Raw genomic sequence first — 20,896 nt, forward strand, 5'->3', positions numbered from 1 at the left:
GATTCGCATCAGGACGCAGACGAGGATGCGGCGTTGTTTTTGAGAACGTTGGCGTGCATAGATTGGTGGAAAAGCGAATGCAATATTCCCTGCTTTCCGCAGTCAAACACCGAATTTCGGTAGGCGTTGGCCTGCCCTTCAATGTCTACAACCTGGACTGCAGCCTGCTGCTGGCGCGCGGCCAAATACTCGGCAGCCAAGCCGAATTGGACGCGCTGCTCCAGCGAGGCAGCTTGGTCGACCTCGCGGAATTGCAGTCGCCATCCGACTTGATTCGCCTCGCAAGCCCCGAGCAATTGCCGGTGATCTGGCGCCAAAGCCTGCAGCAACTCGGTGCGGCGCTGTGCGCCTCTGATCGGCCGGGTTTTGTACAGGCGCTTGATGATGTAACGCCCGCCGTACTGACCCTGATCGAGCGCGACAGAGACCTGGCGATCTTCCAAATCATCAAACGCATGGACCAAGAACCCCTGCAATACGGCATTAGGCACGCGCTGCACTGCGCGATCACCAGCTTTTTGGTCGCGCAGCGCTTGGGCTGGTCGGACGCCGAATCTCACAAAGCGTTCAAGGTCGGCTTGACCATGGACATTTCGATCTTGGAACTGCAAGCTCAGATGGCCGAGCAGAAAACCCCGGTCACGCCCGCGCAACGCGCGGCGGTCCACAGCCACCCCGAGCGCAGCGAACAAATGCTGGCCTTGGCCGGCATCACCGACAGCGAATGGTTGCTGGCGGTGGCTCGTCACCATGAAACCCCGGACGGCAAAGGCTACCCGCATGGTTGTCGCGAGCCCGGTGACCTGGCCACGCTGGTGCAACGCGCCGACACCTATACCGCCATGCTCAACCCCCGCCACGGCCGCGCTGCCATGGCAGCTGACAGGGCCGGCCGCATGATGTTCATGCAAGACGGCAGCCATCCGATGACCGCCGCCTTGGTGAAGGAATTTGGTCTCTACCCGCCCGGCTGTTTCGTGCGATTGGCTTCTGGCGAGACCGGTGTCGTGGTCAAGCGCGGTGCCAGTGTGATGACACCTATCGTCGCCGCGCTCACCACACCGTACGGCAGCCCCCTGCCCCAACCCATGCGCCGTGACACTGCTGAGCGCGGCTATTGCATACATGCCGTGCTGGGTGACCGCGGCCAGCTCGAACGCCTGCCCGCGCAAGCTCTGGCGAGCTTGGCCTGAGTCTGCCGCCTGATTCAAAGCCGCTGGGCCGGACTGCCTAGCTGCGCTGCGCTCAAGCCCGGTGCGGCGCAAAGACCCGCAGCCTGTGACCATCCGGATCCACTGCCGTGAAGGTGTAGCCAAAGTCCATCGAACAAGGCGCCTGAATGAGGGTCAAGCCAAATGCAGACCATGCTGCATACAGGCCGTCAACGGCAGCCACATCAGGCTGAGCAAAGGCCAACTCGCCGCTGGCATTCACTGTGCCTGGTGCAACCATGGGCTCCACCGTGTGACGTGCCCACAGGCCCAACATAAGACCGCCGTCGAGTGCGAACATGGCAAAGGTCGGCGATGCTTCAATGGGATCGCGGCCAAGCAGCCGAGCATAAAAGGCCGCGCTCTCGACCGGGCTGCTGACATACAGAAGAATGAAATTGGGCTGCGTCATGATGATGAACTTTGCGCTGTCTGGTTGAACAAGCGTTCATCGTAAAAAGCCGCAGTGTCAATTTCTGGCAGCAGCGAACAGACGGCCGGGCAAGACCGAACTATTGCGGCGCAATGCCCTCCAACGCCCGCCATTCGGCCAGCAAGGCCTGGCGTGGTCTGGGGTAGCGGGTCTCCAGCACTGCCATCGCTTCTATCCGGTCGACTCTGAAGTTACGGATTGACTGACGCAACTCGCACCAAGCCACCAGAACTCTCGCCGAGTCGAAAAAACCCAGCGCAAAAGGCCAGACTGTTCGCTCGCTGGCCCGCTCTTTCAGATCGCGGTATTGCAGCTTCACAGTGAGCTCATTGCGCATCGCCGAGCGCAGCCTCGCCATCAGTTGCTCGGGCCCGGACGGCGCCTCACCCGGCCCGACCAGCAAGGTGGAGCTTTCGAGCTCGTGGCGCAAGTCTGCGGGCAAAACTGCTGATATTTTCGCCAAGGCATTGCGCGCCGCCTCTGCCAACTGCCCATCGTCGACGCGCCCAGCCACCCAGCGCGAGCCCAGCACCAAGGCTTCCAGCTCATCCACCGAGAACATCAAAGGCGGCAACACAAAGCCGGGCTTCAGGACATAGCCCACACCCGCCTCGCCTTCAATCTGCGCGCCTTGCGCCTGCAAGGTGGCGATATCGCGGTACAACGTGCGCAGGCTCACGTCCATTTGCTGCGCCAGCGCCGCACCCTGAATAGGATGCCGATGGCGGCGCAATAGTTGCAGCAGCTCGAATAGACGGGCCGACCGGGACATGCTTGCGCCCTAAGCGGCCTATGCGCCCAATATGGCCTTGCTTGACTGCGCCAAGCGCAGCGCCGTCACCGACTGCCCTCCAATGCCCCAGTTGTCGGTGTCGACCTCGTCGATGATGACAAAAGTGGTGGCCGGGTTCTTATTCAGTACGCGCACCAACAGCTCGGTGACGCCGGCGATCAGCTCGGCTTTTTGCTCGGGCGTCGCACCCTCGCGGGTGATCTGGATGTTGACGAAAGGCATGACGCACGAACTCCTTGATGACACTCAATCGTAAATAGATTTCTCGGGCCTACGCGCCAGCACCGCGATCGGCGGCGCCCAGCGCTCGCCCCTGCCCTTCTTGCTGGTGACCAGCGTGATCTCGCTGGGCTCAAAGACTTCGACGTTGTGGGTGATCGGCGTGGTCAGCAAATACTGCGCGCGGGTCGAGCGCAAGAAGTGACCCACCAGCTGAATATTGCGCACATCTAAATGCGCAAAGGGCTCGTCGATGAAGACGAAGCCGCCTGGGCTGTCATCGTCCTTCATCAAGCCGACCAACAGAATCAGGCTCTTCAAAACCTGCTGGCCGCCAGAGGCCTCGCCGTCATTGAGCCCCACTTCGCCCTTGCCGTCGAAGTTGAACTTGACCTGCAAGCCGGCCTGCGCCAGCACCATATCGTCATTGTCCAAATGCGGCAGCTCGGCCACCGCGATCACGCCGGCCAACTCGCCCAGCTCCTGCACATTCTTCTTGTAACGCCGCACCGTGGCGCGCAAGACGTCGATATAGCGCTCGCGCGCATTGAAGGCGGCAATACGAGCCATCTCGTTGCTGGCACGCCGGTCATCGAGCTGGGTGGTCTGCTCCAGCACCGCGACCGCCATGCGGTGGTGGCGCTCTTGCACCTGCGGGTCGGTTTCCCACACGCCTTTTTCTAGCTCGGCCTGCACATGGCGGCCGGCAATCTCGGCCTGCTTGGCATTCTCGAACTCGTCGCGCAAGGCCTGCAGCGTCCCCGTCTGTATCCACGCGGCGGGAAAGCGCGCTCGCGCCTCGCGGGATGCCTTGGCCTGCGCCTTCAAGTCTTGCAAGCGCCCATGATGCTCACGCTCGGCCCGGCCGACGTTCTCTTCACTGGCCTTCAGGCTCAGCTGCGCCGCTTCATAGTCGCGCTCGCTGCGGCTTTGCGCCGTCAAGGCCCGGTCATGTTCGGCCTCCAGCGCTGTCATGCGGCTGGACGCCTCGGCGCGGGCTTGACGCAAGGCCGGCAAACGGCTGCGAGCGGCCGCAAACTCTTCCGCCCGCTCGCCCAGTTCTTTGGCTGCCTTGTGACCCTGCGCAGCGCGCTGCGCGTCCTTGAACTGACGCTCGACTTCGGCCTGCTCCTTGGCCAAACGGCTCAGTTCGGCGTCATAGCGTGCCAGCTCGCTCTCCAGCGCCTTGCGACGGCCCTCCAGCGCCGACACACCGAACTGAAAATCGCGTGGCTCGACCCAGAGGCTGCGCCCGCCGCGACCGTCACGGTAATAGGCCTCGGGCGTGATCCATTCGCCGCCAACTTTGGCACCAGCCTCGGTGTCCTTGACCCGGCGAATGCCGCCCAATTGACGCAGCAGCCAGCCCGGTAGCTTGGCATTGATCTTCAGCGCGGCCAGCAAAGAGTCTGGCGGCACCGCGGCCGGCGCGCTCTCGCCCTCAGCCACCACGTAATGGCGATAGCGCTCGCGCGAGGCCAGCGCAAAAGCATGGGCTTCGTCGCCGGGCCGGGCCAACACCACCACCCAGCGGGATGGGCGCAACATGCCTTCCGCAGCCGCACGCCAGGTCTCGTCGGCAATGTCTATGCAGTCGGCCAACACATGGTGATGAATGCCGGCATCGTCCAGCGCGCGCCGAAAGCGCGTCACATCGACCGGTGGCGGCGGCAGGCGCTGGCCGGCCAGGCCGTCGAGCGCGGCTTGCGCTTTTCTGCTTTGGTCATTGGCGCGCGTGAAGCTCTCGCGCAGACTGTGCTGGCGCCCGCTCAAATCCTCGACCCGCTGGGCCAATTCCTGCGCATCGGTTTCCACCGCCGCCAAGACCTTCAACTCTTCCTCGCGCTTGGCCAACAGCTCCATCGGCCGCTCGGCCTCGCGGGCCGCATCAAAACCGGCGCGATTCTGGCGCCGCTCCTGCTCCAACTCGCTCAGGCGCTGCTTGGCCTGCTGCGACGATTCAAACAAGGCATGCAACTCGGCCCGCTTGGCCGTTTGAGCGCGCGCGTCGGCGCCAGCAAACAGGCGCTGGCGATGCAAGTCGCGCAGGCCTTGCGCGGTACGCGCGCGCGCCTCGCTCCACTGCAAAACCGGCAACACTTCAGAGGCAATGCGCTCGCGTTCTCGCAGGCGCAACTGGTACTGCTGATAGCTGGTGACGCGGTTGGCCAGATCGGACAGCTGCGCCTGCGTGTGCGAGAGCTCGTGGCCGGCCTGCTCCACCTCCTTGAGCAAATGCTGTTGATGGCTGCGCGCCTGGTCATAGCGGTCCAGCACCTCCTGGTCGCCAAACACCTCGAACACGAGGCGTAGCAGCTCCTTGGGGCTGAGCTCACACAGGCGGTCGGTCTGGCCCTGCTCCAGCGCCAGCACCCGGCCGATCGCACGGGTCAGGCCGGCAGCCTCCAGGCGGCGCCGCCAGGCCTCGATGCCCATCCATTCCTTCTCGGCAGCTTCAGCCAGCTGCTCGACCGTTTGGACGCCGTCCACCATCATGTAGCGGCGCTGCCAGTCGCCGCCATGGCGCTCGATGCGGCAGGCCAGCGTGACCTGATCGGAATAGATCAGCGAGCTGGCAAAGGGGCGCGAACTGTTCTGGCGGCCCCGCGGGCGGTTATCGACCAAGGCCCGCAGCCAAGCGGTTTCGGCGTTAGCATGGCGGGCATAGGTCTTGTAAGTGCGCCCGCCCGAGCATTCCAGACCCAGCAAGGTGCGCATCGCGTCCAGCAAGGTGGTCTTGCCCGAGCCGTTGGGGCCGGCAATCGTGATGATGGCGCCGTCCAGCGGCATGGTGACGCGCTGGCAATAGTCCCAGTGCAGCAGTTCCAGAGATTGCAGATGAAACATGGTCAGTCTTGCTCGGGCGTTATTGTTGTTATTTCTTCTTGAATTTCTTCTTCTTGATTCCGCCGCAGGGCCGCGATGGCTGGCGCCGCCAACAGATCGGTCGAGCGCGCCAGCACATCGGCCAGCGCACCGTCCAGAATGCGCGGCGCCAACGTGTCGTAGTCCAGCAGCAAATCAAGCAGCGGGCCTTCGGCAATGTCTTCGCCGCGCCTTGTGATGAAGCCGTTGCGCTCCAGCAGCTTCAGGTTCGAGTCCAGGCGCATCTTCTTGCCCAGCTGGTTGCCAAAGTCGACCAACAAGCTGCGGTAGGACAGCGTCGGGCTGACACTGGCGGCCGTAGGCAGCGGCTTGTCGGTGGCAAACATCTCGTTCTGGCCAGCTTCCTTCGCATCGGCGCGGGCGACCTGGCGCTGGCGCTTGGGCAAGACGATCAGCGACCACAAAATCACCAGCAGCGCGACACCGTCACGCGGCAGATCGAGGTTGTTATTCGCGGCCAAGCCAGTCTCGCCAAACACCGCCACCTCGGCCGGGCGCAGCATGGCCACGCTGATGTGATCGGCGTAGAGGTTGTCGATCACGCGCAAACCAACGGCAGCGAGGCGCTCGGAGAGCGCCGTCCAGACATCGGTATCGATCAGTGCGCGGCGCACCAGCGGGTGGCTGCGCGGCAGCCAGCGGCGCGCCAGTAATTGGGCCGCCAAGGCGGCGGCATCATCAAGAGCAGCGCTCATGCTTTGTCTTCCTCATTGCTCAGGCCGGCAGAGGCGTCAGGGCCGCTGGCTCGCAGCACGCCTCGGCTCATCCAGCGTATGTATTCATCATCGATAGGCCCTTGCTCCACGCCCCAATGCACGCGCCAGGGTTGGCGCGCCATATCGCCGGTGGCGCCGACCAAGTGCTGGGCCTGCGGGTCGCCCAGCAAGGGCAGCAATTGCGCTCGGTAGGATGCTCGGGCATAACTGCCACCCAGCACGGCAGGGGCCAGGTCTTGCTCCAGCTCGCCGGCTTCGGCCCAGCGGTTCAACAAGGCCTGCATCAAGCCCATCTCGGGCGGCAAACTCATCACCGCCAGCTCGCCCTCGGGCGCGGCCTGAGCCGTCGGCAGCGGCTCGGCTTCTTTGGGCTTGGGCCGGTCACGCTCGAACTCAGCCTCGGCGGTGTCAAGCAGTTCATGCTGCGAAACCAGCACCGGATGCACCGGCCGCGACAACGCGCCTAAAGATAGGTTCTCCAGAAAATGCACGCTCTGCAGCCAGCGCCGCACATCGGTGGTGGTGATGCCGGTGGAACCCAAGGTGACGCGCTGGCGGTCGGCCTGCTGCAGCGCGCGGTTGAACTGGCTGGCCATCGCCAAGAGCCGCGCCTGCGCCAGGCCCAGCTCGCGTGCCAGCCGCTCAAGCCTGGCGTTACCCTGCTCTTGCGCTTGCACCATGATGGCGGTCAAGGCCTCGCTGGCTTTTGCCACCAGGTTCAAGGCCTTGCCGAAACGTTGGCGGGCGCGGCGCAGATGGAACTCGGAGCCGCTCGCGATCGCGTCGGCAAACTCGTCGTAGAGCCGGGACAGCTGTGCCTGCAGATGCTGCAGCTGCGCCGGGTCCAAGGTGCCGAGCTGATGCGCGCCGGCCACATTGGCCAGCAAGGCGGTCAGATCGGCGTCCTGGCCCACGCTGGTGATCAGCGGCGTCAACACCCCGAGCAATTGCTGCGCCAAGGGCGTCACGCTGTATTGCTGGTTGGAGCCGTCCCAGAGCAGCAGATCGGCCTCGCGGAAACGCTTGAGCACCAGTTCCAGCGGCTCATCGCGCAGCATATGGAAATGCTGGTTGAAAACCTCGCGGCTGATCCGCGAAGCCGGCATCGCCATCACCTCGAGGAACACCCAAACGCGCAGTTTGACCAAGCTGGCCGGGCCGTGAAAGAGCGCACGCAAGCCGGCCGTCAAGCCCTCTTGGCGCTCCAGCTGCCACAAAAGTTGCGCCTCACTGGGAGCCGCCGCATCGCGAAAATAGTCTTCAAAGCGAGCTTCGTCTTCGCTCGCTGGGTTTGGGTTCTCCCGCATGGGTGCGATTATCCCAGCTAGATGCAAGGGCTCCGGCGCAAAGCCGGTGTTTTACAGCTTCGGGGTAAAGGTCGTGTCACCAAACAGTGAAGCTCGAAAGGCCGGCGCAGCCTGTTTGTCGTCGATGGCCCAGAGCAAAATGGCCTGGGCAGACATCGGCCGAGCGAACAAATAGCCCTGCAGCTCATCACAGCCCATCGCGCACAAAATAGCCTGCTGACCCTGCGTTTCCACCCCTTCCGCCACCACCCGCAAGCCCAGAGCATGGGCCAGCTTGATGACGGCGTCGACCACCGCGCGCGCATCTTCGCTGCCGCAGATATCAATGATGAAGGCACGGTCTACTTTCAACTCCTTGGCCGGCAACTGGCGCAAATAGCTCAAAGAAGAATAGCCGGTGCCGAAGTCATCGATCGACAAATGCACGCCCAGTTCGCCCAAGCGCTTGAAAGTGTCTTGAATCGCCTGTGTGTTCTCCATCACCACCGACTCGGTGATCTCGCAGGTCAGCAGCGAAGGGTGCACGCGGTTTTCATGCAGCGCGTCTTCGATCAGCGTGACGAGATCGGCTTGGCGCATCTGGTGGGCCGACAAATTGATCGCGACGCGCATGCGCAAACCGCTCTCGCGCCACACGCGCGCCTGCCGGCAGGCGTCCACAATGACCCAATTGCCCAGTTCGCGCATAAAGCCGAATCGTTCGGCGATCGGAATGAAGACCACCGGCGAGACCATGCCGCGGGTCGGATGGTGCCAGCGCAGCAAGGCCTCGGCGGCGGTGATTTGGCCGCTGTGGGCGTCTATCTTGGGCTGGTAGAACAGCTCCAGCTCATTGCGCTCAATCGCCAGGCGCAAATCGCGCAGCAGATCGAGTTGCTCGCGCGTGTCGCCGTCCATACCTTGTGCATAGAAACAGTAACAAGCACCACCCATGCGCTTGGCTGCGTTCTTGGCCGCGTCGGCACAGACCAGCATGCGGGCCTTGCCGCCATCGAGCGGGTAGCGGGCGATGCCAATCGAACAAGACAGCGTCAACTCCCGCTGCTCAAGCACAAAGGGCTTGGCCAGCTCGGCTTGTGCTCGGCGTGCAAAGTCGGCCATTGCCTCCTTGTCGGCGGGCGTGCGCAGCAGCACGACAAACTCATCGCCGCCGATGCGGGCCGCCACATCACCAGGCTCTAGGCAGGCCCGCAAACGGCTCGCCACTTGGCGCAGCAAGGCGTCCCCGCTGTCATGCCCGAGGCTGCTGTTGACGGGGTTGAAGCCGTCCAGATCAAACAAGCACAAGGCCAATGGCTGGCCGCCGCGATCACTCGCAATCACCGCTTGGGCCAACTGCTCGTCCATGCCCAAGCGCGTCGCAAGACCCGTCAGTGGATCGGTGAAGGCCGGCAAAGCACCCTCCTTCAACTCGGCCTGAACTTCAGAATATTGACGCAGGGCCATCAACAGCGAGCCCCCCAGCGCGGCGGCAATCAAAAGCGCCAAGCTGAGCGGAAAAGCAACCAAGTTGCTGGCCAGCAAGGCCGGCGCAAACTCAGTGATCGCAAAAATTGGCAAGCCTGCCGCAGCCAATGCACAAGCCACTCGTGCCGCGCGCGTCAAACGGGTATCGCCGCGCAAGCGCAAAAGCAAGGCCAACATCGCCATTTGCAACAAGGCGCTGGCCGCAATCGCTTGCAGCTTGATCAGCCAGTTTGCACCCAAACTTTCGGTTGCAAACAAGGCTTGCAGGCCGCCCAAGCCGATGGCCAACAGCGCCATCAGGCCGCGCGACTGCATCATGCGAGCGCGCTGCGGCCGCACGGCCTCGCACATCAGCTCGGCTGCGGCCAATGCCAGCCCCAGATTAAGCATTGGCAGGCCCAGCCCCAAGCCAAAGCCTAAACCTGGATCTGCCGAACTTTTAAGCGCCAGCGCCTGCAGCGGCCACCAAAGTCCACTGCCCATCAAGCAAGCGGCCGCCATACGAGCGCCGCGCGTTTGCTGGCGCGAGTTGCGCTGGGCCAGATCAAGAATCTCCGCACCCAAACCCTGCAGCAAGGCCGCCAGCAAACCCACCATCAGTACCAGCAAGGGGTTCGGACCAAGATGCGGCGCCAACAAATCCATGTTCACTCCAGAACCTTCAATCGTCATCACGCCAATCCATTATGGGTGTAGCGCTAGCGGCCTGCGAGCCAGGACCACAGCATCTTCAACATCGGTGTAGCGGCCAGAGTGAACAAGAGCACATTGCCACTCACAGTGCCCCAAAAGCGCCGCAAAAACGCGGGTTTGCTGCTCTTGTGCCGCAACAACTGCTGCGCCAGTAGGGCGCCGGGCCAGCCGCAGGCAAAAGCCAGGCCGTGCAAAGTTCGTTCGGGAACGCGCGGCTGCCCCTTGCTCGCCGCACGCTTGTCACCGGCGTAAACGATGAAAGTCGCCAAACTCATCGCCATATAAGCCCCCCACAGCCCGGCGGGCAAGGACCACAGCAAATGGCAAAGCAAATAGAAAGCGGCAAAGGCTGGAATCAAATACAGGCTGCTTAAGCTGCTTGACGATGCGATGCCAGGGCTTGACGAACTTGACGCCAAGCGAGCCTTGTCTGCCCGCACTTTCACGGCGCGGCGCTTGCCCTGAGCATCGTGTTCCAACTCAAAGCTCAGCAACTCCCCCAGCTGCGGCCGCTCGGCACGCAGGCCAAAAGCCTTGATGTGAACAAAGAGCTTGGCTTCACCGTGATTCGGCGTGATGAATCCATAGCCCTTGGCGTCGTCCCACTGAGTTAAAAAACCGTGCTGCCGCATTGAGATCGCTGCTGAAATTGTCTTGATTCAAGCAACAAAGGCCCGCTTTGCAGCGGGCCTTTTCTTGTTCTACTGCCTGACCGGGCGCGCCGTTAGTGCGCCGCCGTCAAGAGCGGATCTTAACGACCGAAGCCGCTGCGACGTGGGCCGCCACTTGGAGGGCCGCTGCGCTTTGGGCCGCCGGGGCCACGTGACTCAAAACCACCACCGGCCGGACGACGGTCTTGACCGAAACTTGGCTTGCCGCCGAACGATGGCTTGTTGTCGCCAAAGGCCGGACGGTCATTGCGGGGAGCGAAGTCGCCACGTGGGGCGAAGTCGCCGCGTGGTGCGAAACCACGGTCATTGCCACGGTCAGCCGGTGCACGGTCGAACGATGGACGGCTGTCCTGACGGAAGTCACCACGCGGCTCGAAACCAGCTGGACGAGCGCCTTCACGAGGCTGGAACGGCCGACCTGCGCCGCCACCAAAACTCTTACCGCCGCCGAAGCTCTTGTTGCCGCCAAAACCTGGCTTGCCGCCCCATGCAGGACGCGCACCGCGGTCTTCAAAACCACCCGCACCGGCTGGCCGTGGCGGGAAGATGCGTGGCTCTTGCGACTTAGGCTCCAAACCTTCGATCTGCGCGACCGGGATTTGCTGGGTCGTGAACTGCTGAATGCGGCGAATCATCGACACATCATCACGGCCGGCCAAGGTCACAGCCAAGCCAGCGCGGCCGGCACGGCCGGTACGGCCGATACGGTGCACATAGTCCTCGGCCTTCATCGGCAAGCCGTAGTTGATCACGTGGGTGATGGTCGGCACGTCGATGCCGCGAGCGGCGACGTCGGTGGCAACCAGAACCTTCACTTCACGACGGCGCAAAGCCATCAGCACGCGGTTGCGGCGACCTTGCGGCATACCGCCGTGCAGAGGCGCGACCGAGTGGCCGAGTTCCTGCAGACGCTCAGCCAACCAGTCAGCATCGCGCTGGGTGCTGGTGAACACCAAGGCCTGGTCAACATCCTTGTCGGCCAGCAAATGCTCAAGCAGTTGGTCCTTGTGGTTGTTGTTGTCGGCCCAGTGCAGACGCTGGGTGATGTTCTCATGCGTGTCGGTGTGCGAAGCGACGTCGATGCGCATTGGGTCACGCAGCAAGTCTTGCGCCAAGCGGCCCACGTGACCGGCAAAGGTCGCGCTGAACATCACGGTTTGACGTGTGGCGGGGATGCGATCGGCGATGGTCTTGATGTCGTCGATGAAGCCCATGTCCAACATACGGTCGGCTTCGTCGAGCACCAGCAATTCGACATTGTCCAGCACCGCACGGCCCGACTGCATATGGTCCAGCAGACGGCCAGGGGTGGCGATCAAGATGTCAAGCGGGCCGCTCAATTGCTTGAGTTGCAGGGCGTAAGGCATGCCGCCCAAAACGGTCGACAAACGCAGGCCCGGCACATAGCGGCCGTAGGTCTGAGCGGCCTTGGCAACTTGCATCGCCAGTTCGCGGGTTGGGCAGAGCACCAAGACCTTGGGGCCTTGGACCTTGCGACGGCCCTTTTCGTCCAGCACAGGAGCGGTCGGGTTGGCACGGCTTTCCAGCACCTTGTGCAGGGCTGGCAAGATGAAGGCGGCGGTCTTGCCGCTGCCGGTGCGCGACGACACCATCATATCCAGGCCCTTCAGGCCGGCAGGAATCGCCAATGCTTGTACTTCGGTGGCTGTCTCGTAGCCGGAATCTTTAACAGCGCGCAGGAGGGCTTCTTGGAGGCCTAGATTTTCAAAACTCATGTATTTCTTTCAACAATGCCGTGCCCCGCTCGCAAAATGCAAACGAACACACGCACCCGATGCGCCGCAAAATTTTGCGCATCAAGCCAGTAAAGTCGCTGGGAGAAAGCTCGCGTCGTGCACCGGGTCTTGTTGAGTCGGCAAAAGCATGCCGAGAGGTGCCAGGTGCGGCGCCGGGGGAACAGTCAAAGCGACGGCATCGCCGCCGACCGAACCCGAAGGGTGTTCAGCGCTTCACCCTGGAGGGGTGCACTGGCGCCGCACGATGAGTGTGGGCCGGTGTCACTGCGCGCAATCCTGTGTTTCGGATTGGGCAGCTGCCTGAACGGAGGTCAGAGGAGACGTACGAAATGCAGCGGTAATCACCGAAGCAAGACTGCGACTATAGCACACTAGGGTTTCCACGGAAAGACTTTAGGCAAACAGCTTTAATGAAGCGGCCCGCGCGTGCGAAAAATCACGCGCGCCGCCGCCAAAGCTCCCGTTTAGTTCGACAAGGCCCCGCACAGCGCCACCAAGGCCTGCATGAAGCGCCCCTGCTCCTCGCCTTGCAGCAGCTGCCGACTCACGTCGCCGTCCAAGCTGCCTGCGGGCAGATCGACCACACCGTCCAGTGTTTGCAACATCGCTTGCTCAAACCCTGTTTGCGCCAGCAGCTGAATCAGCGGCAGGCCGCGCGACTGCTCGTCGGCCAGGCACAGCAAGCGCTGCTCCAGCAGCGCTTCGCCCCAGGGCAGCTCCAGGTTCACCAAGGCAGCCCGCTCCATTTGCAGATCCAGCCCCGCAGCGGCCCGGTCACTGCAGAGCAAAACTGCGCTGCCCGAGCCATCTCGCCAGCGGCGTAGCGCTTCCATACGCTGCGCCAGTGTGGCTTCGGTATGCAGCTGAACAAAGGACGTGCCACTGGCCTGCAGCCTCGCCGCCAACAAGCTCAAAGCATCATCCCATTGACAGAACACCACCAAACGTTCAGCCGCCGCACCGAGCAACTCGCGCGTTAGCGCCGCCACTGCGGACAACTTCGGCGCCTCAGCCGAGCCCAGCTGCGCATCCAGCAGTTGTGGGCTGATCGCCAACCGGCGCAATTGCTGCAGGGTTTGCTGAACTTGCAAGAGCTCGCTCTCGGACACATAGCCGCTGCGCTGCCAGCGCGCGACTGCTCGGCGCAAATCGGCCAGCAAGGGCGCTTGCATCTGCTCTTGCTGCTGACTCAAGGCCACCGCACGCAGTTGCACCAGGGCCACAGGCAAGGTCGGCAGCAGCTCGGCACGGCTGCGGCTGAACATCACCCGCTCCAATGTATGGTCCAGGCGTTCCAAGGCAAAGAAGCTATTGCTTTGGCCGCTGCGGCGCAAATGCCGACTCAGGAAACGCTCCCAAGGCCCGTTCCGGTGCCTATCCAGCAGGTCCACCAAGCCCAGCAAGGCTTGCGGCTGCTCATCCAGAATTTGCCCGCTGAGCATCAGCAAAAAGCCCTTGTCGAGTTGCCGCAGCAAGGCCAAGGCATCAGCGTCCAAGCGCGCAGCCTCGTCAACAATGATCAGCTCGGGTGCAAAGCCCTGCAGCAGGGCCAGGTCTTGCCCCAGCGAGGCCAGCGACGCGATCTTGATCTCAAGGCCCTGCCCCAGGTTTTGCAGCTGGGCCTGGCGTGTCTGCGCGTCACCCCAGACCATTTGCGCCCTCGCCAGGCTGAGGGTTTGCGCCTCGCCCAACCAGCGCGCCTGAGCGGACTCGGAACACAAAACCAAGACCCGCTCGGTGCCGAAATGACGGGCACACAGCTCGGCCGCCGCATAGGCCGGCGCGTACAAGCCTAGGCCCAAATCGTCGGCCACCAGGCTGCGCCCGGCACAAGCCGCGAACAAGGCCGCCTCCAGCTGATAAAGCGGCAACGGCAGCTTCAACAAGCCGCGCAATGCGGGGCTCTCCAAGCCCTGCGGATAGGCCTGTGCCAAACGCTGCACGCGCTGACGCGCATCGCGACCAAGAGCCACCTGTTCCCACACGCCGGCTTCGACGCGCACCTCATGACCCAACTCGGCCGCCAATTGCAGCAAGCCAGTCAGCAAGCCCACATCATCGGCCGCATCCGCCGGCAGCCGGCCGCGCTCATCCAGCAAGGCCTGCGCCTCACGCGCCACCGCCTCGGGGCAATGCTGGCCTTGGCGCCAGCGCAGATAGCGCGCGGCACCAAAGCCCAGCAGCACTTCGCTGTAATCCAGCCGCAAACCTTGCTCGAGCGCAGCGCGCTGTTGCGGCTCGTCCAGCAAACTGCCCAAGGCGAACTCCACATGCTCGCAGCTGCCGCGCTCACCGAAGCGGAACACTTCACAAGTGCAACGGCAATCACTCAAGCTGGTGCCGCGAATCGACACGCGCCACTGCTGCTCGCCGGCCAACTCGGCCACCACATAGTCGCCAAACACGCCGCTTGCGGCAGAGCCGGGACGCTGCAAGGAGAACTTGGCGGGCGGCTTCGGAACGGCCGGCGGAGCGGGAGGAGTTGGCCGCGGCGCAGGCACAAGGGCTGGTTTTGTGGCGACCGGCTTGGTTTTTGCGACCGGGCTCTTGGTCCGCTTGGCCGAGGGAGCAACTGACTGGATTGGCGCAGCCACAACTGGCTTGGTTGCCGGCTTGGTTGCCGGATTTGCTACCGTCTTTGGCGCGGGCTTGTGATTGGCCTTGCTAGCCGTCTTAGACGGAGTTGGCGTTTTAGACTTTTTCTCATCCGCCTTCTTGGCCGGGATCAAAGGCTCTGCCGGCAGCGGGGCCGCCGCGATCGCCTTGGTCGACTTGCTCGCCTTGGTCGCCTTGCCCGTCTTTGTCACCGGTTTTGGCTGAACCTTGCCCAATACAGTTTCCGCGACGACTACCTCTTTGCTGGCGACTTTCTTGGTCGCCACTTTCTTGGCAGGCTTTGCCACCGCCACGACCGGCAATTCAGCCGCCGCCTTGGTCGGGCGCTTGGTCGCCTTCACCGGGGCCGGTGCAAGGGCTGCTGCCGCAGCGACCGCGGCCTCGACGACCTTGGCCGTCTTCTTGCTCGGTGCCTTCTTCGCCACCGGAGCCGGGCTGGCAGCGACCGGCTGAGCGGTCTTCTTGCCCGCCACTGCTTTATTGGCGACTGGCGCTTTTACCGCTACCTTGGCCGCAGTCTTGGCAGTGGCCTTGGGAGCTGCTTTGACAGCAGGCTTGGCTGCGGCTTTGGCAGCCGGCTTATCGGCCACGGCAGCCTTGCTGACTGCCGGAGTCTTGGCTTTCGCCTTGGTCTTGCTCGTTGGTGCAGCGGCGACAGCAGCAGGAGCTGCGGCAACGACAGTCTTGGCGCCGGTCTTGCTGCGCGATTTTGGGGCGATGGCCATAAGAGTATTTGATGAGTTAGGTGTGGCTCAAAGCCCCACCGGAGCCCGGCAACAAGCTGGCTTGACACCAGCCGCGCAGGCTATTGAAAAAGGCAATTTCTTCAGCGCGCGCGAGATCGGCTTTCATCAGCCTGGCCTCGCGCAAGCGCCCAAGATTCAATAATTCTTCACGGTAGACGCCGGGCAAAAGCCCAGCCTCCAGGCGCGGCGTCAGCCACTGACCGTCAATCCGCAAGGCGATATTGCCAAACGTACATTCGGTCAGCTCCTGCGCCTGATTCCAGAGCAGCGCGTCAAAAGCCTGCGGCGGCTTGGCCTCGGAAAACGCTGCATACACTTCGCGCCGGGTGGTTTTGTGCCGAATGAATTCGGCCCCGGCGCCATCGGTTTGGATCGCAGTATCGGCTAAGGCGAGCATGACGGGCTGCGGCGTATCCAACAAAGCCGTGCATTCGCTGCGCAGCACGCCGCTCGCTTCAAGCGTCAGACGCAGGCGCCAAGCGCCTTGCGCATGCTTGCGGCCGGCTTGCACGAGCAGTTCACGCAGCTCGGGCAGGTTCAATTTCAGCCCGAAATATTTTGCCGTGCCTTGCATGCGCGCCATATGGCCGGCCTGGCGGACGCACACACCGTCCTGCAAACGCAGCGTTTCCAGCGCCGCGATCGGCGCCTGCGCGCGCAGCAAAAACCGACTCTTGGCGCGCCACTCGGCCACTTCGGCCGCGGCATCTGAATCCAGCGTGATGGCGCTGCCGACCCCGGCGCTTAAACCGGTGGGCGCGGACTCGACCGTACGGATCGGCACATTGAAACTGACCACCCCGCCCGGCTGCATCAAACCAAGCGCGCCGCAATACCAGCCGCGCGCTTCCGGCTCCAGCGTCTTGATGATCTGCATAGCCCGCACCTTGGGCGCACCGGTCACCGAGCCGCAAGGGAAGAGCGCGGCGAACAGCTCGGACAAGCGCAGCTTCGGCCGACTGACTGCGGTGATGGTGGAGGTCATCTGCCAGACCGTCGGCAAGGCCAACAACTCAAACAAGCGAGGCACCCGCACCGAGCCCAGCGTGGCGACGCGGCTGATGTCATTGCGCAAGAGGTCAACAATCATCAGGTTCTCGGCGCGCTCCTTCTCGCTGGTACGCAAATGCGCTTGCGCCGCCTCGTCCGAGGCCTTGTCATGGCCGCGCGGCGTGGTGCCCTTCATCGGCTGCGCTGCCAGCAGCCAGCTGCGCTCGGCGCTGGGCACCGGCCGCCAGTCAAAGAACAATTCGGGCGACACACTGGCGACGCCTTCCCCACCTGCAAGCCCGCGCAAAAAGAGCGAAAAACCACCCGGCTGAGTACGGTGCAAGGCCAGGAACAACTCGGCCAGGGTCACGCCCTCGGGCAGTTGGGCCTGTAGCCGCGTCGTTAGGTTGACCTGGTAGCAATCGCCGCAACGTATCCATTCGCGGATGCGCTCGATCTGCTCGCATTCGGCGGCGTCCGATTGCACGTCCGCCCAAGCCGTACTCAAAGGTCCGGCGGGCGCGACTTCGGGCCAAGCCTCGGGTGCCTGCTCAAACACCGCAAACTCGGCCAAGGCCAAATCACTCGCCCGCCCGACCAGCGCCGCGTCCAAGGCGCCCGCCGCTTCATAGCGCAAGCCGCCCAAGACCCAGGCACCGGCTCGGCTGGCCCGATGGGCAACGTCGATCACATCCGCCAGATCGGCGGCCGTCTGCGCCCGCAGCCAGCGCGAAGGCGGCGCATAGAAAGCGCCGCGCACCCGCTCGCCATCTTCGCGCGCCAGCGGGTGGCGAGGGAAGTCAAACGCGGCCCAGAGTTGGTCCAGAGGCTTGGCAGACATATCAGACCGACTCAGCGCCTTCTCGCCATCAAAGGCTCAGGAAATGCTCGCGGTAATAGGCCAGCTCGTCGATGGACTCATGAATATCGGCCAGCGCCGTGTGCGCCTGCGCCTTCTTGAAGCCGGCGGTGATGCCGGGCTTCCAGCGCTTGGCCAGCTCCTTCAGCGTTGACACATCCAAATTGCGATAGTGGAAGAAGGACTCCAGCTTGGGCATGTAATTGGCCAGAAAACGGCGGTCCTGGCAGATGCTGTTGCCGCACATTGGCGACTTGCCGGCCGGCACATATTGTTTCAAGAAAGCGATGGTCTGCGCCACAGCCTCATCCTCGGTGATGGTCGAGGCCTTGACCCGGTCGATCAGCCCGCTCTTGCCATGCGTGCCTTTGTTCCAGTTGTCCATCTTGTCCAGCGTCTCGTCGCTTTGATGGATGGCGAATACCGGGCCTTCGACCTTGATGTTCAAGTTGGCATCGGTCACGACAACGGCGATCTCGATGATGCGGTCGCTGTCCGGGTAGAGGCCTGTCATCTCCAGATCGATCCAGATCAGGTTTTGCTCGTTGCTGCTCAGCACAGGGCTGAGGGCGGTTTCTGTGGTCATGGCGTCGTGCTTTCTAGCGTTCTTGAATCGGCGGCATTGTCGCAGCCCTACACTTCGCCCATGTTTGCAAGCTATTTACCCCCTGTTCAGCCCGGCGCCTTGAGCCTGGCCTTCGCTACCGCGCTGCTTTTGAGCCTGGCCGTCAAGTTCTGGCTCAGCAGCCGGCAGGTCCGCCATGTGGTGCAACATCGCGGCCAAGTGCCGGCCAGTTTTGCCGCCACCGTGCCCTTGGACGCCCACCAAAAAGCGGCCGACTACACGGTCGCCCGCAGCCGCTTCGGGCTCTTGAATCTGGCCTTCAGCAGCGCCTTGCTGCTGGCCTGGACCCTGCTGGGCGGTCTGGACGCGCTCAACATCTGGGTTTATGACGCGACTTATCTCCGCTTCGGCGCGATGGCCTATCAACTCAGCCTCTTGCTGGCTTTTGTCGTGATCGGCGCCCTGCTCGACCTGCCTTGGGAGCTGTATGACACCTTCCGAATCGAGCAGAGTTTTGGCTTCAACCGCATGACCTGGAAGATGTACGTCAACGACGCGCTCAAGGGCGCCGTGGTCGGCGCCGTGATCGGCCTGCCGATTGCCGCGCTGATTCTGTGGCTGATGGGGGCGGCTGGCGCCTACTGGTGGCTGTGGGCTTGGGCCAGCTGGATGGGCTTCAATCTGTTGATTTTGGTGCTCTACCCGACCGTGATCGCGCCGCTGTTCAACAAGTTCGAACCGCTGCCGGACGAGGCGCTCAAGAGTCGCGTTGAAGGCCTGATGGCGCGCTGCGGCTTTGCTGCCAAGGGCTTGTTCGTGATGGACGGCAGCCGCCGCTCGGCCCATGGCAATGCCTATTTCACCGGCTTTGGCCCCGCCAAGCGGGTGGTGTTTTTTGACACCTTGCTGGCCCGCCTGAACGGCCCCGAGGTCGAGGCCGTGCTGGCGCATGAGCTGGGGCATTTCAAACATAAACATGTGCTCAAGCGCATGCTGACCATGTTCGCCCTCAGCCTGGCCGGCTTTGCGCTGCTGGGTTACTTGTCGAGCCAAAGCGGCTTTTACTTGGCTTTCGCGGTGCAGCCGAATCTGGCCGCGCCTAACGACGCGCTGGCCCTGCTGCTGTTCATGATGGTGCTGCCGGTGTTCGCCTTCTTTTTCACGCCCTTGAGCAGCCTGCTGTCGCGGCGCGACGAGTTCCAGGCCGATGCCTATGCCTGCGCCCATGCGCGCGGGGCTGACCTCGCATCGGCCCTGCTCAAGCTGCACGAAGACAATGCAGGCACCTTGACGCCGGACCCCCTGTTCGCGCGTTTTTACTATTCGCACCCCCCTGCCACTGAACGTTTAGGCGCCATCCTGGCCGGCCCGCAAGCTCCTCAGGCCACTCAGGCAATTTGATATGTCCACTTCCATGAATCTACTGATCGCTCAATGTTCACCGCAGCGCGAAGCCATCGCCGCCGCCGACTTGGAGGGCTGGCTGCAGCAAGTACCGGGCTGGAAGTTGGCGGCGAACGGCGACACGATCGAGTGCCGCTTCGAGTTCCACAACTTCTACCAAACCATGGCCTTCGTCAACGCGGTAGCCGAGATCGCCCATGGCCAGGACCATCACCCCGAGATGCAGGTCTCGTTCGACGCCTGTGCCTTGAGCCTGAGCACCCTTTCGGCCAAGGGCCTGACCAGCAATGACTTCATCTGCGCCGCGCAGATTTCGGCCCTGCCGGAAGGCTCGGTGTGAGCCGCTTCGACCATCTTGACATCGGCCTGGTGGTGCGCGGCCACGGCCGCCACTACATCGTCGAAAGCCCCGACGGCCTGCGCCGGGTCTGCCACCCACGCGGCAAGAAGAGCGACTGTGTGGTCGGCGACCTGGTGCGCTGGGCACCGTCGGGCAGCGACGAGGGCGTGGTCGAGGCGGTCGAGCCGCGCCGCAACCTGCTGTTTCGCCAAGACGAATGGAAGACCAAGAGTTTTGCCGCCAATGTCGATCAACTCTTGATCCTGGTCGGCGTCGAGCCGGTGTTCAGCGAAACCCAGCTCTGCCGCGCGCTGATCGCTGCCGAGGCCGCCGGTATCTCGACCACCATTGCGCTCAACAAGATCGATTTACCAGGCACCGCTGCAGCACGTGAACGGCTGGCCCCGTATCGGGCGATGGAATTGCCGATGATGGAATTGGCGCTGACGGCCGACCGGGAGGGCTCCGCCGCCCTGCTAACGCCCTGGCTGGCCGGCAAGAAAACTTTTGTGATGGGCCCCAGCGGCACCGGCAAGAGCACGCTGATCAATCTGCTGATCCCGGACGCCAAGGCGCAGGTCGGCGAAATTTCGGTGGCGCTGAATTCGGGCCGCCACACCACGACGACGACCCAGTGGTACTGGGTCGACGCCGAGCGCCAAACCGCCTTGATCGATTCACCGGGTTTTCAGGAATTCGGCGTCAAGCAGGTTGAGCCCATGCAGTTGCCGCTGTTGATGCCCGACCTGCGCAAGCATGCCGGCAACTGCCGTTTTTACAACTGCACCCACCAGCATGAACCGGGCTGCGGCGTGCGCGATGCGGTCGAAGCTGGGCTGATCAGTGCCTCACGCTACCGGATCTACGGTGAGATCCTGGCCGAGTTGACGACCAAGCGCTGGTAAAAAACCTAACTCAAGCTTGCGGCGGCAGCTTGTCGGCCACTTCGCGCACCTCGACGTCGATCACCTCGCCCGCCGGTTTTGCCGGGGCGCGCTGGCCGGCCCGAAAGCTGCGCGCCCGCGCAAAGCCCGAGGTATCAAAGACCGGCTTGCGCCCGCGCAGCAGGCTCCAGATCAGCAAGCCAATCATGGTGACCACGGCCACACCCATCAGGGCCAACACCAGCACGACGGTGGCCAGCGTGAAGATCACGCGGGTGATAAAGGTAAACAAGGCAGACAACAAAATACGACTCTTTCTTTCAGGTCTAGCTAAAACAG

17 protein-coding genes are annotated in these 20,896 nt (G+C 63.0%); 4 read left to right on the forward strand and 13 right to left on the reverse strand.

Annotation, left to right across the window (positions count from 1 at the left end; genetic code table 11):
• Nucleotides 1-77 precede the first annotated feature (77 nt).
• On the forward strand, nt 78-1,193 hold the full coding sequence (locus LNV09_RS07850; RefSeq protein WP_263556534.1) for an HD-GYP domain-containing protein: 1,116 nt from the start codon (nt 78-80) through the stop codon (nt 1,191-1,193).
• A 52-nt stretch (nt 1,194-1,245) separates the two neighbouring features.
• On the opposite strand, the gene LNV09_RS07855 is transcribed toward LNV09_RS07850, so the two are convergent.
• The 12 genes from LNV09_RS07855 to orn all read right to left on the reverse strand — a co-directional run bounded on the left by LNV09_RS07855 (nt 1,246) and on the right by orn (nt 17,950).
• Nucleotides 1,246-1,623, reverse strand: coding sequence for a VOC family protein (locus LNV09_RS07855; RefSeq protein ID WP_263556535.1), 378 nt, complete (start codon nt 1,621-1,623; stop codon nt 1,246-1,248).
• A 100-nt stretch (nt 1,624-1,723) separates the two neighbouring features.
• Complete coding sequence (locus LNV09_RS07860; protein WP_263556536.1) at nt 1,724-2,416, reverse strand: helix-turn-helix transcriptional regulator; 693 nt, start codon at nt 2,414-2,416, stop codon at nt 1,724-1,726.
• Between the two features lie 18 nt (nt 2,417-2,434).
• On the reverse strand, nt 2,435-2,659 hold the full coding sequence (locus LNV09_RS07865; RefSeq protein WP_263556537.1) for a tautomerase family protein: 225 nt from the start codon (nt 2,657-2,659) through the stop codon (nt 2,435-2,437).
• Between the two features lie 24 nt (nt 2,660-2,683).
• Nucleotides 2,684-5,503 carry an ATP-binding protein gene (locus tag LNV09_RS07870; RefSeq protein WP_263556538.1) on the reverse strand — a complete coding sequence of 940 codons (2,820 nt, stop codon included), beginning with the start codon at nt 5,501-5,503 and terminating at the stop codon, nt 2,684-2,686.
• A 2-nt stretch (nt 5,504-5,505) separates the two neighbouring features.
• Nucleotides 5,506-6,237, reverse strand: a complete 732-nt coding sequence (locus LNV09_RS07875) for a hypothetical protein (protein WP_263556539.1) — start codon at nt 6,235-6,237, stop codon at nt 5,506-5,508.
• Nucleotides 6,234-7,565 carry a hypothetical protein gene (locus LNV09_RS07880; RefSeq protein WP_263556540.1) on the reverse strand — a complete coding sequence of 444 codons (1,332 nt, stop codon included), beginning with the start codon at nt 7,563-7,565 and terminating at the stop codon, nt 6,234-6,236. Before LNV09_RS07880 ends, LNV09_RS07875 begins: the two co-directional genes overlap by 4 nt.
• A gap of 51 nt (nt 7,566-7,616) precedes the next feature.
• The gene (locus tag LNV09_RS07885) at nt 7,617-9,677 is read right to left on the reverse strand and encodes a putative bifunctional diguanylate cyclase/phosphodiesterase (RefSeq protein ID WP_263556541.1); all 2,061 of its coding nucleotides are present in this window, start codon (nt 9,675-9,677) and stop codon (nt 7,617-7,619) included.
• Between the two features lie 53 nt (nt 9,678-9,730).
• Nucleotides 9,731-10,357: a DUF1294 domain-containing protein gene (locus LNV09_RS07890; RefSeq protein WP_263556542.1), complete on the reverse strand. Its 627-nt coding sequence runs from the start codon at nt 10,355-10,357 to the stop codon at nt 9,731-9,733.
• Nucleotides 10,358-10,476: 119 nt separating this feature from the next.
• A complete protein-coding gene (locus tag LNV09_RS07895; protein ID WP_263556543.1) occupies nt 10,477-12,132 on the reverse strand; it encodes a DEAD/DEAH box helicase in 1,656 nt (551 codons plus the stop codon).
• 485 nt (nt 12,133-12,617) lie between these two features.
• Nucleotides 12,618-15,494: an SNF2-related protein gene (locus LNV09_RS07900; protein ID WP_263556544.1), complete on the reverse strand. Its 2,877-nt coding sequence runs from the start codon at nt 15,492-15,494 to the stop codon at nt 12,618-12,620.
• Nucleotides 15,495-15,510: 16 nt separating this feature from the next.
• A complete protein-coding gene (locus LNV09_RS07905; protein WP_263556545.1) occupies nt 15,511-17,346 on the reverse strand; it encodes a chorismate-binding protein in 1,836 nt (611 codons plus the stop codon).
• A 28-nt stretch (nt 17,347-17,374) separates the two neighbouring features.
• A complete protein-coding gene (gene orn, locus LNV09_RS07910; protein WP_263556546.1) occupies nt 17,375-17,950 on the reverse strand; it encodes an oligoribonuclease in 576 nt (191 codons plus the stop codon).
• Nucleotides 17,951-18,010: 60 nt separating this feature from the next.
• Here orn and LNV09_RS07915 point away from each other — a divergent pair, with 60 nt between their 5' ends.
• From LNV09_RS07915 to rsgA, 3 genes are read left to right on the forward strand one after another with little or no spacing between them, the layout of a single operon-like run.
• Nucleotides 18,011-19,330: a M48 family metallopeptidase gene (locus LNV09_RS07915; protein WP_263556547.1), complete on the forward strand. Its 1,320-nt coding sequence runs from the start codon at nt 18,011-18,013 to the stop codon at nt 19,328-19,330.
• Between the two features lie 13 nt (nt 19,331-19,343).
• Entirely contained in the window at nt 19,344-19,673 is a 330-nt protein-coding gene (locus tag LNV09_RS07920; protein ID WP_263556548.1) for a 4a-hydroxytetrahydrobiopterin dehydratase, read from the forward strand.
• A complete protein-coding gene (gene rsgA, locus LNV09_RS07925) occupies nt 19,670-20,578 on the forward strand; it encodes a ribosome small subunit-dependent GTPase A (RefSeq protein WP_263556549.1) in 909 nt (302 codons plus the stop codon). Before LNV09_RS07920 ends, rsgA begins: the two co-directional genes overlap by 4 nt.
• A 10-nt stretch (nt 20,579-20,588) precedes the next feature.
• On the opposite strand, the gene LNV09_RS07930 is transcribed toward rsgA, so the two are convergent.
• Complete coding sequence (locus LNV09_RS07930; RefSeq protein ID WP_263556550.1) at nt 20,589-20,858, reverse strand: hypothetical protein; 270 nt, start codon at nt 20,856-20,858, stop codon at nt 20,589-20,591.
• Nucleotides 20,859-20,896: the final 38 nt, after the last annotated feature.

Origin of the sequence: Paucibacter sp. B2R-40 (assembly GCF_025717555.1) — a bacterium.
GTDB lineage: Bacteria > Pseudomonadota > Gammaproteobacteria > Burkholderiales > Burkholderiaceae_C > Paucibacter_A.

What these genes read in the sequence shown, in the direction of transcription:
- LNV09_RS07850 (WP_263556534.1), top strand. Translation starts at nt 78, where the DNA reads ATGCAATATTCCCTGCTTTCCGCAGTCAAACACCGAATTTCGGTAGGC.
- LNV09_RS07855 (WP_263556535.1), bottom strand. Translation starts at nt 1,623, where the DNA reads ATGACGCAGCCCAATTTCATTCTTCTGTATGTCAGCAGCCCGGTCGAG.
- LNV09_RS07860 (WP_263556536.1), bottom strand. Translation starts at nt 2,416, where the DNA reads ATGTCCCGGTCGGCCCGTCTATTCGAGCTGCTGCAACTATTGCGCCGC.
- LNV09_RS07865 (WP_263556537.1), bottom strand. Translation starts at nt 2,659, where the DNA reads ATGCCTTTCGTCAACATCCAGATCACCCGCGAGGGTGCGACGCCCGAG.
- LNV09_RS07870 (WP_263556538.1), bottom strand. Translation starts at nt 5,503, where the DNA reads ATGTTTCATCTGCAATCTCTGGAACTGCTGCACTGGGACTATTGCCAG.
- LNV09_RS07875 (WP_263556539.1), bottom strand. Translation starts at nt 6,237, where the DNA reads ATGAGCGCTGCTCTTGATGATGCCGCCGCCTTGGCGGCCCAATTACTG.
- LNV09_RS07880 (WP_263556540.1), bottom strand. Translation starts at nt 7,565, where the DNA reads ATGCGGGAGAACCCAAACCCAGCGAGCGAAGACGAAGCTCGCTTTGAA.
- LNV09_RS07885 (WP_263556541.1), bottom strand. Translation starts at nt 9,677, where the DNA reads ATGGATTTGTTGGCGCCGCATCTTGGTCCGAACCCCTTGCTGGTACTG.
- LNV09_RS07890 (WP_263556542.1), bottom strand. Translation starts at nt 10,357, where the DNA reads ATGCGGCAGCACGGTTTTTTAACTCAGTGGGACGACGCCAAGGGCTAT.
- LNV09_RS07895 (WP_263556543.1), bottom strand. Translation starts at nt 12,132, where the DNA reads ATGAGTTTTGAAAATCTAGGCCTCCAAGAAGCCCTCCTGCGCGCTGTT.
- LNV09_RS07900 (WP_263556544.1), bottom strand. Translation starts at nt 15,494, where the DNA reads ATGGCCATCGCCCCAAAATCGCGCAGCAAGACCGGCGCCAAGACTGTC.
- LNV09_RS07905 (WP_263556545.1), bottom strand. Translation starts at nt 17,346, where the DNA reads ATGTCTGCCAAGCCTCTGGACCAACTCTGGGCCGCGTTTGACTTCCCT.
- orn (WP_263556546.1), bottom strand. Translation starts at nt 17,950, where the DNA reads ATGACCACAGAAACCGCCCTCAGCCCTGTGCTGAGCAGCAACGAGCAA.
- LNV09_RS07915 (WP_263556547.1), top strand. Translation starts at nt 18,011, where the DNA reads ATGTTTGCAAGCTATTTACCCCCTGTTCAGCCCGGCGCCTTGAGCCTG.
- LNV09_RS07920 (WP_263556548.1), top strand. Translation starts at nt 19,344, where the DNA reads ATGAATCTACTGATCGCTCAATGTTCACCGCAGCGCGAAGCCATCGCC.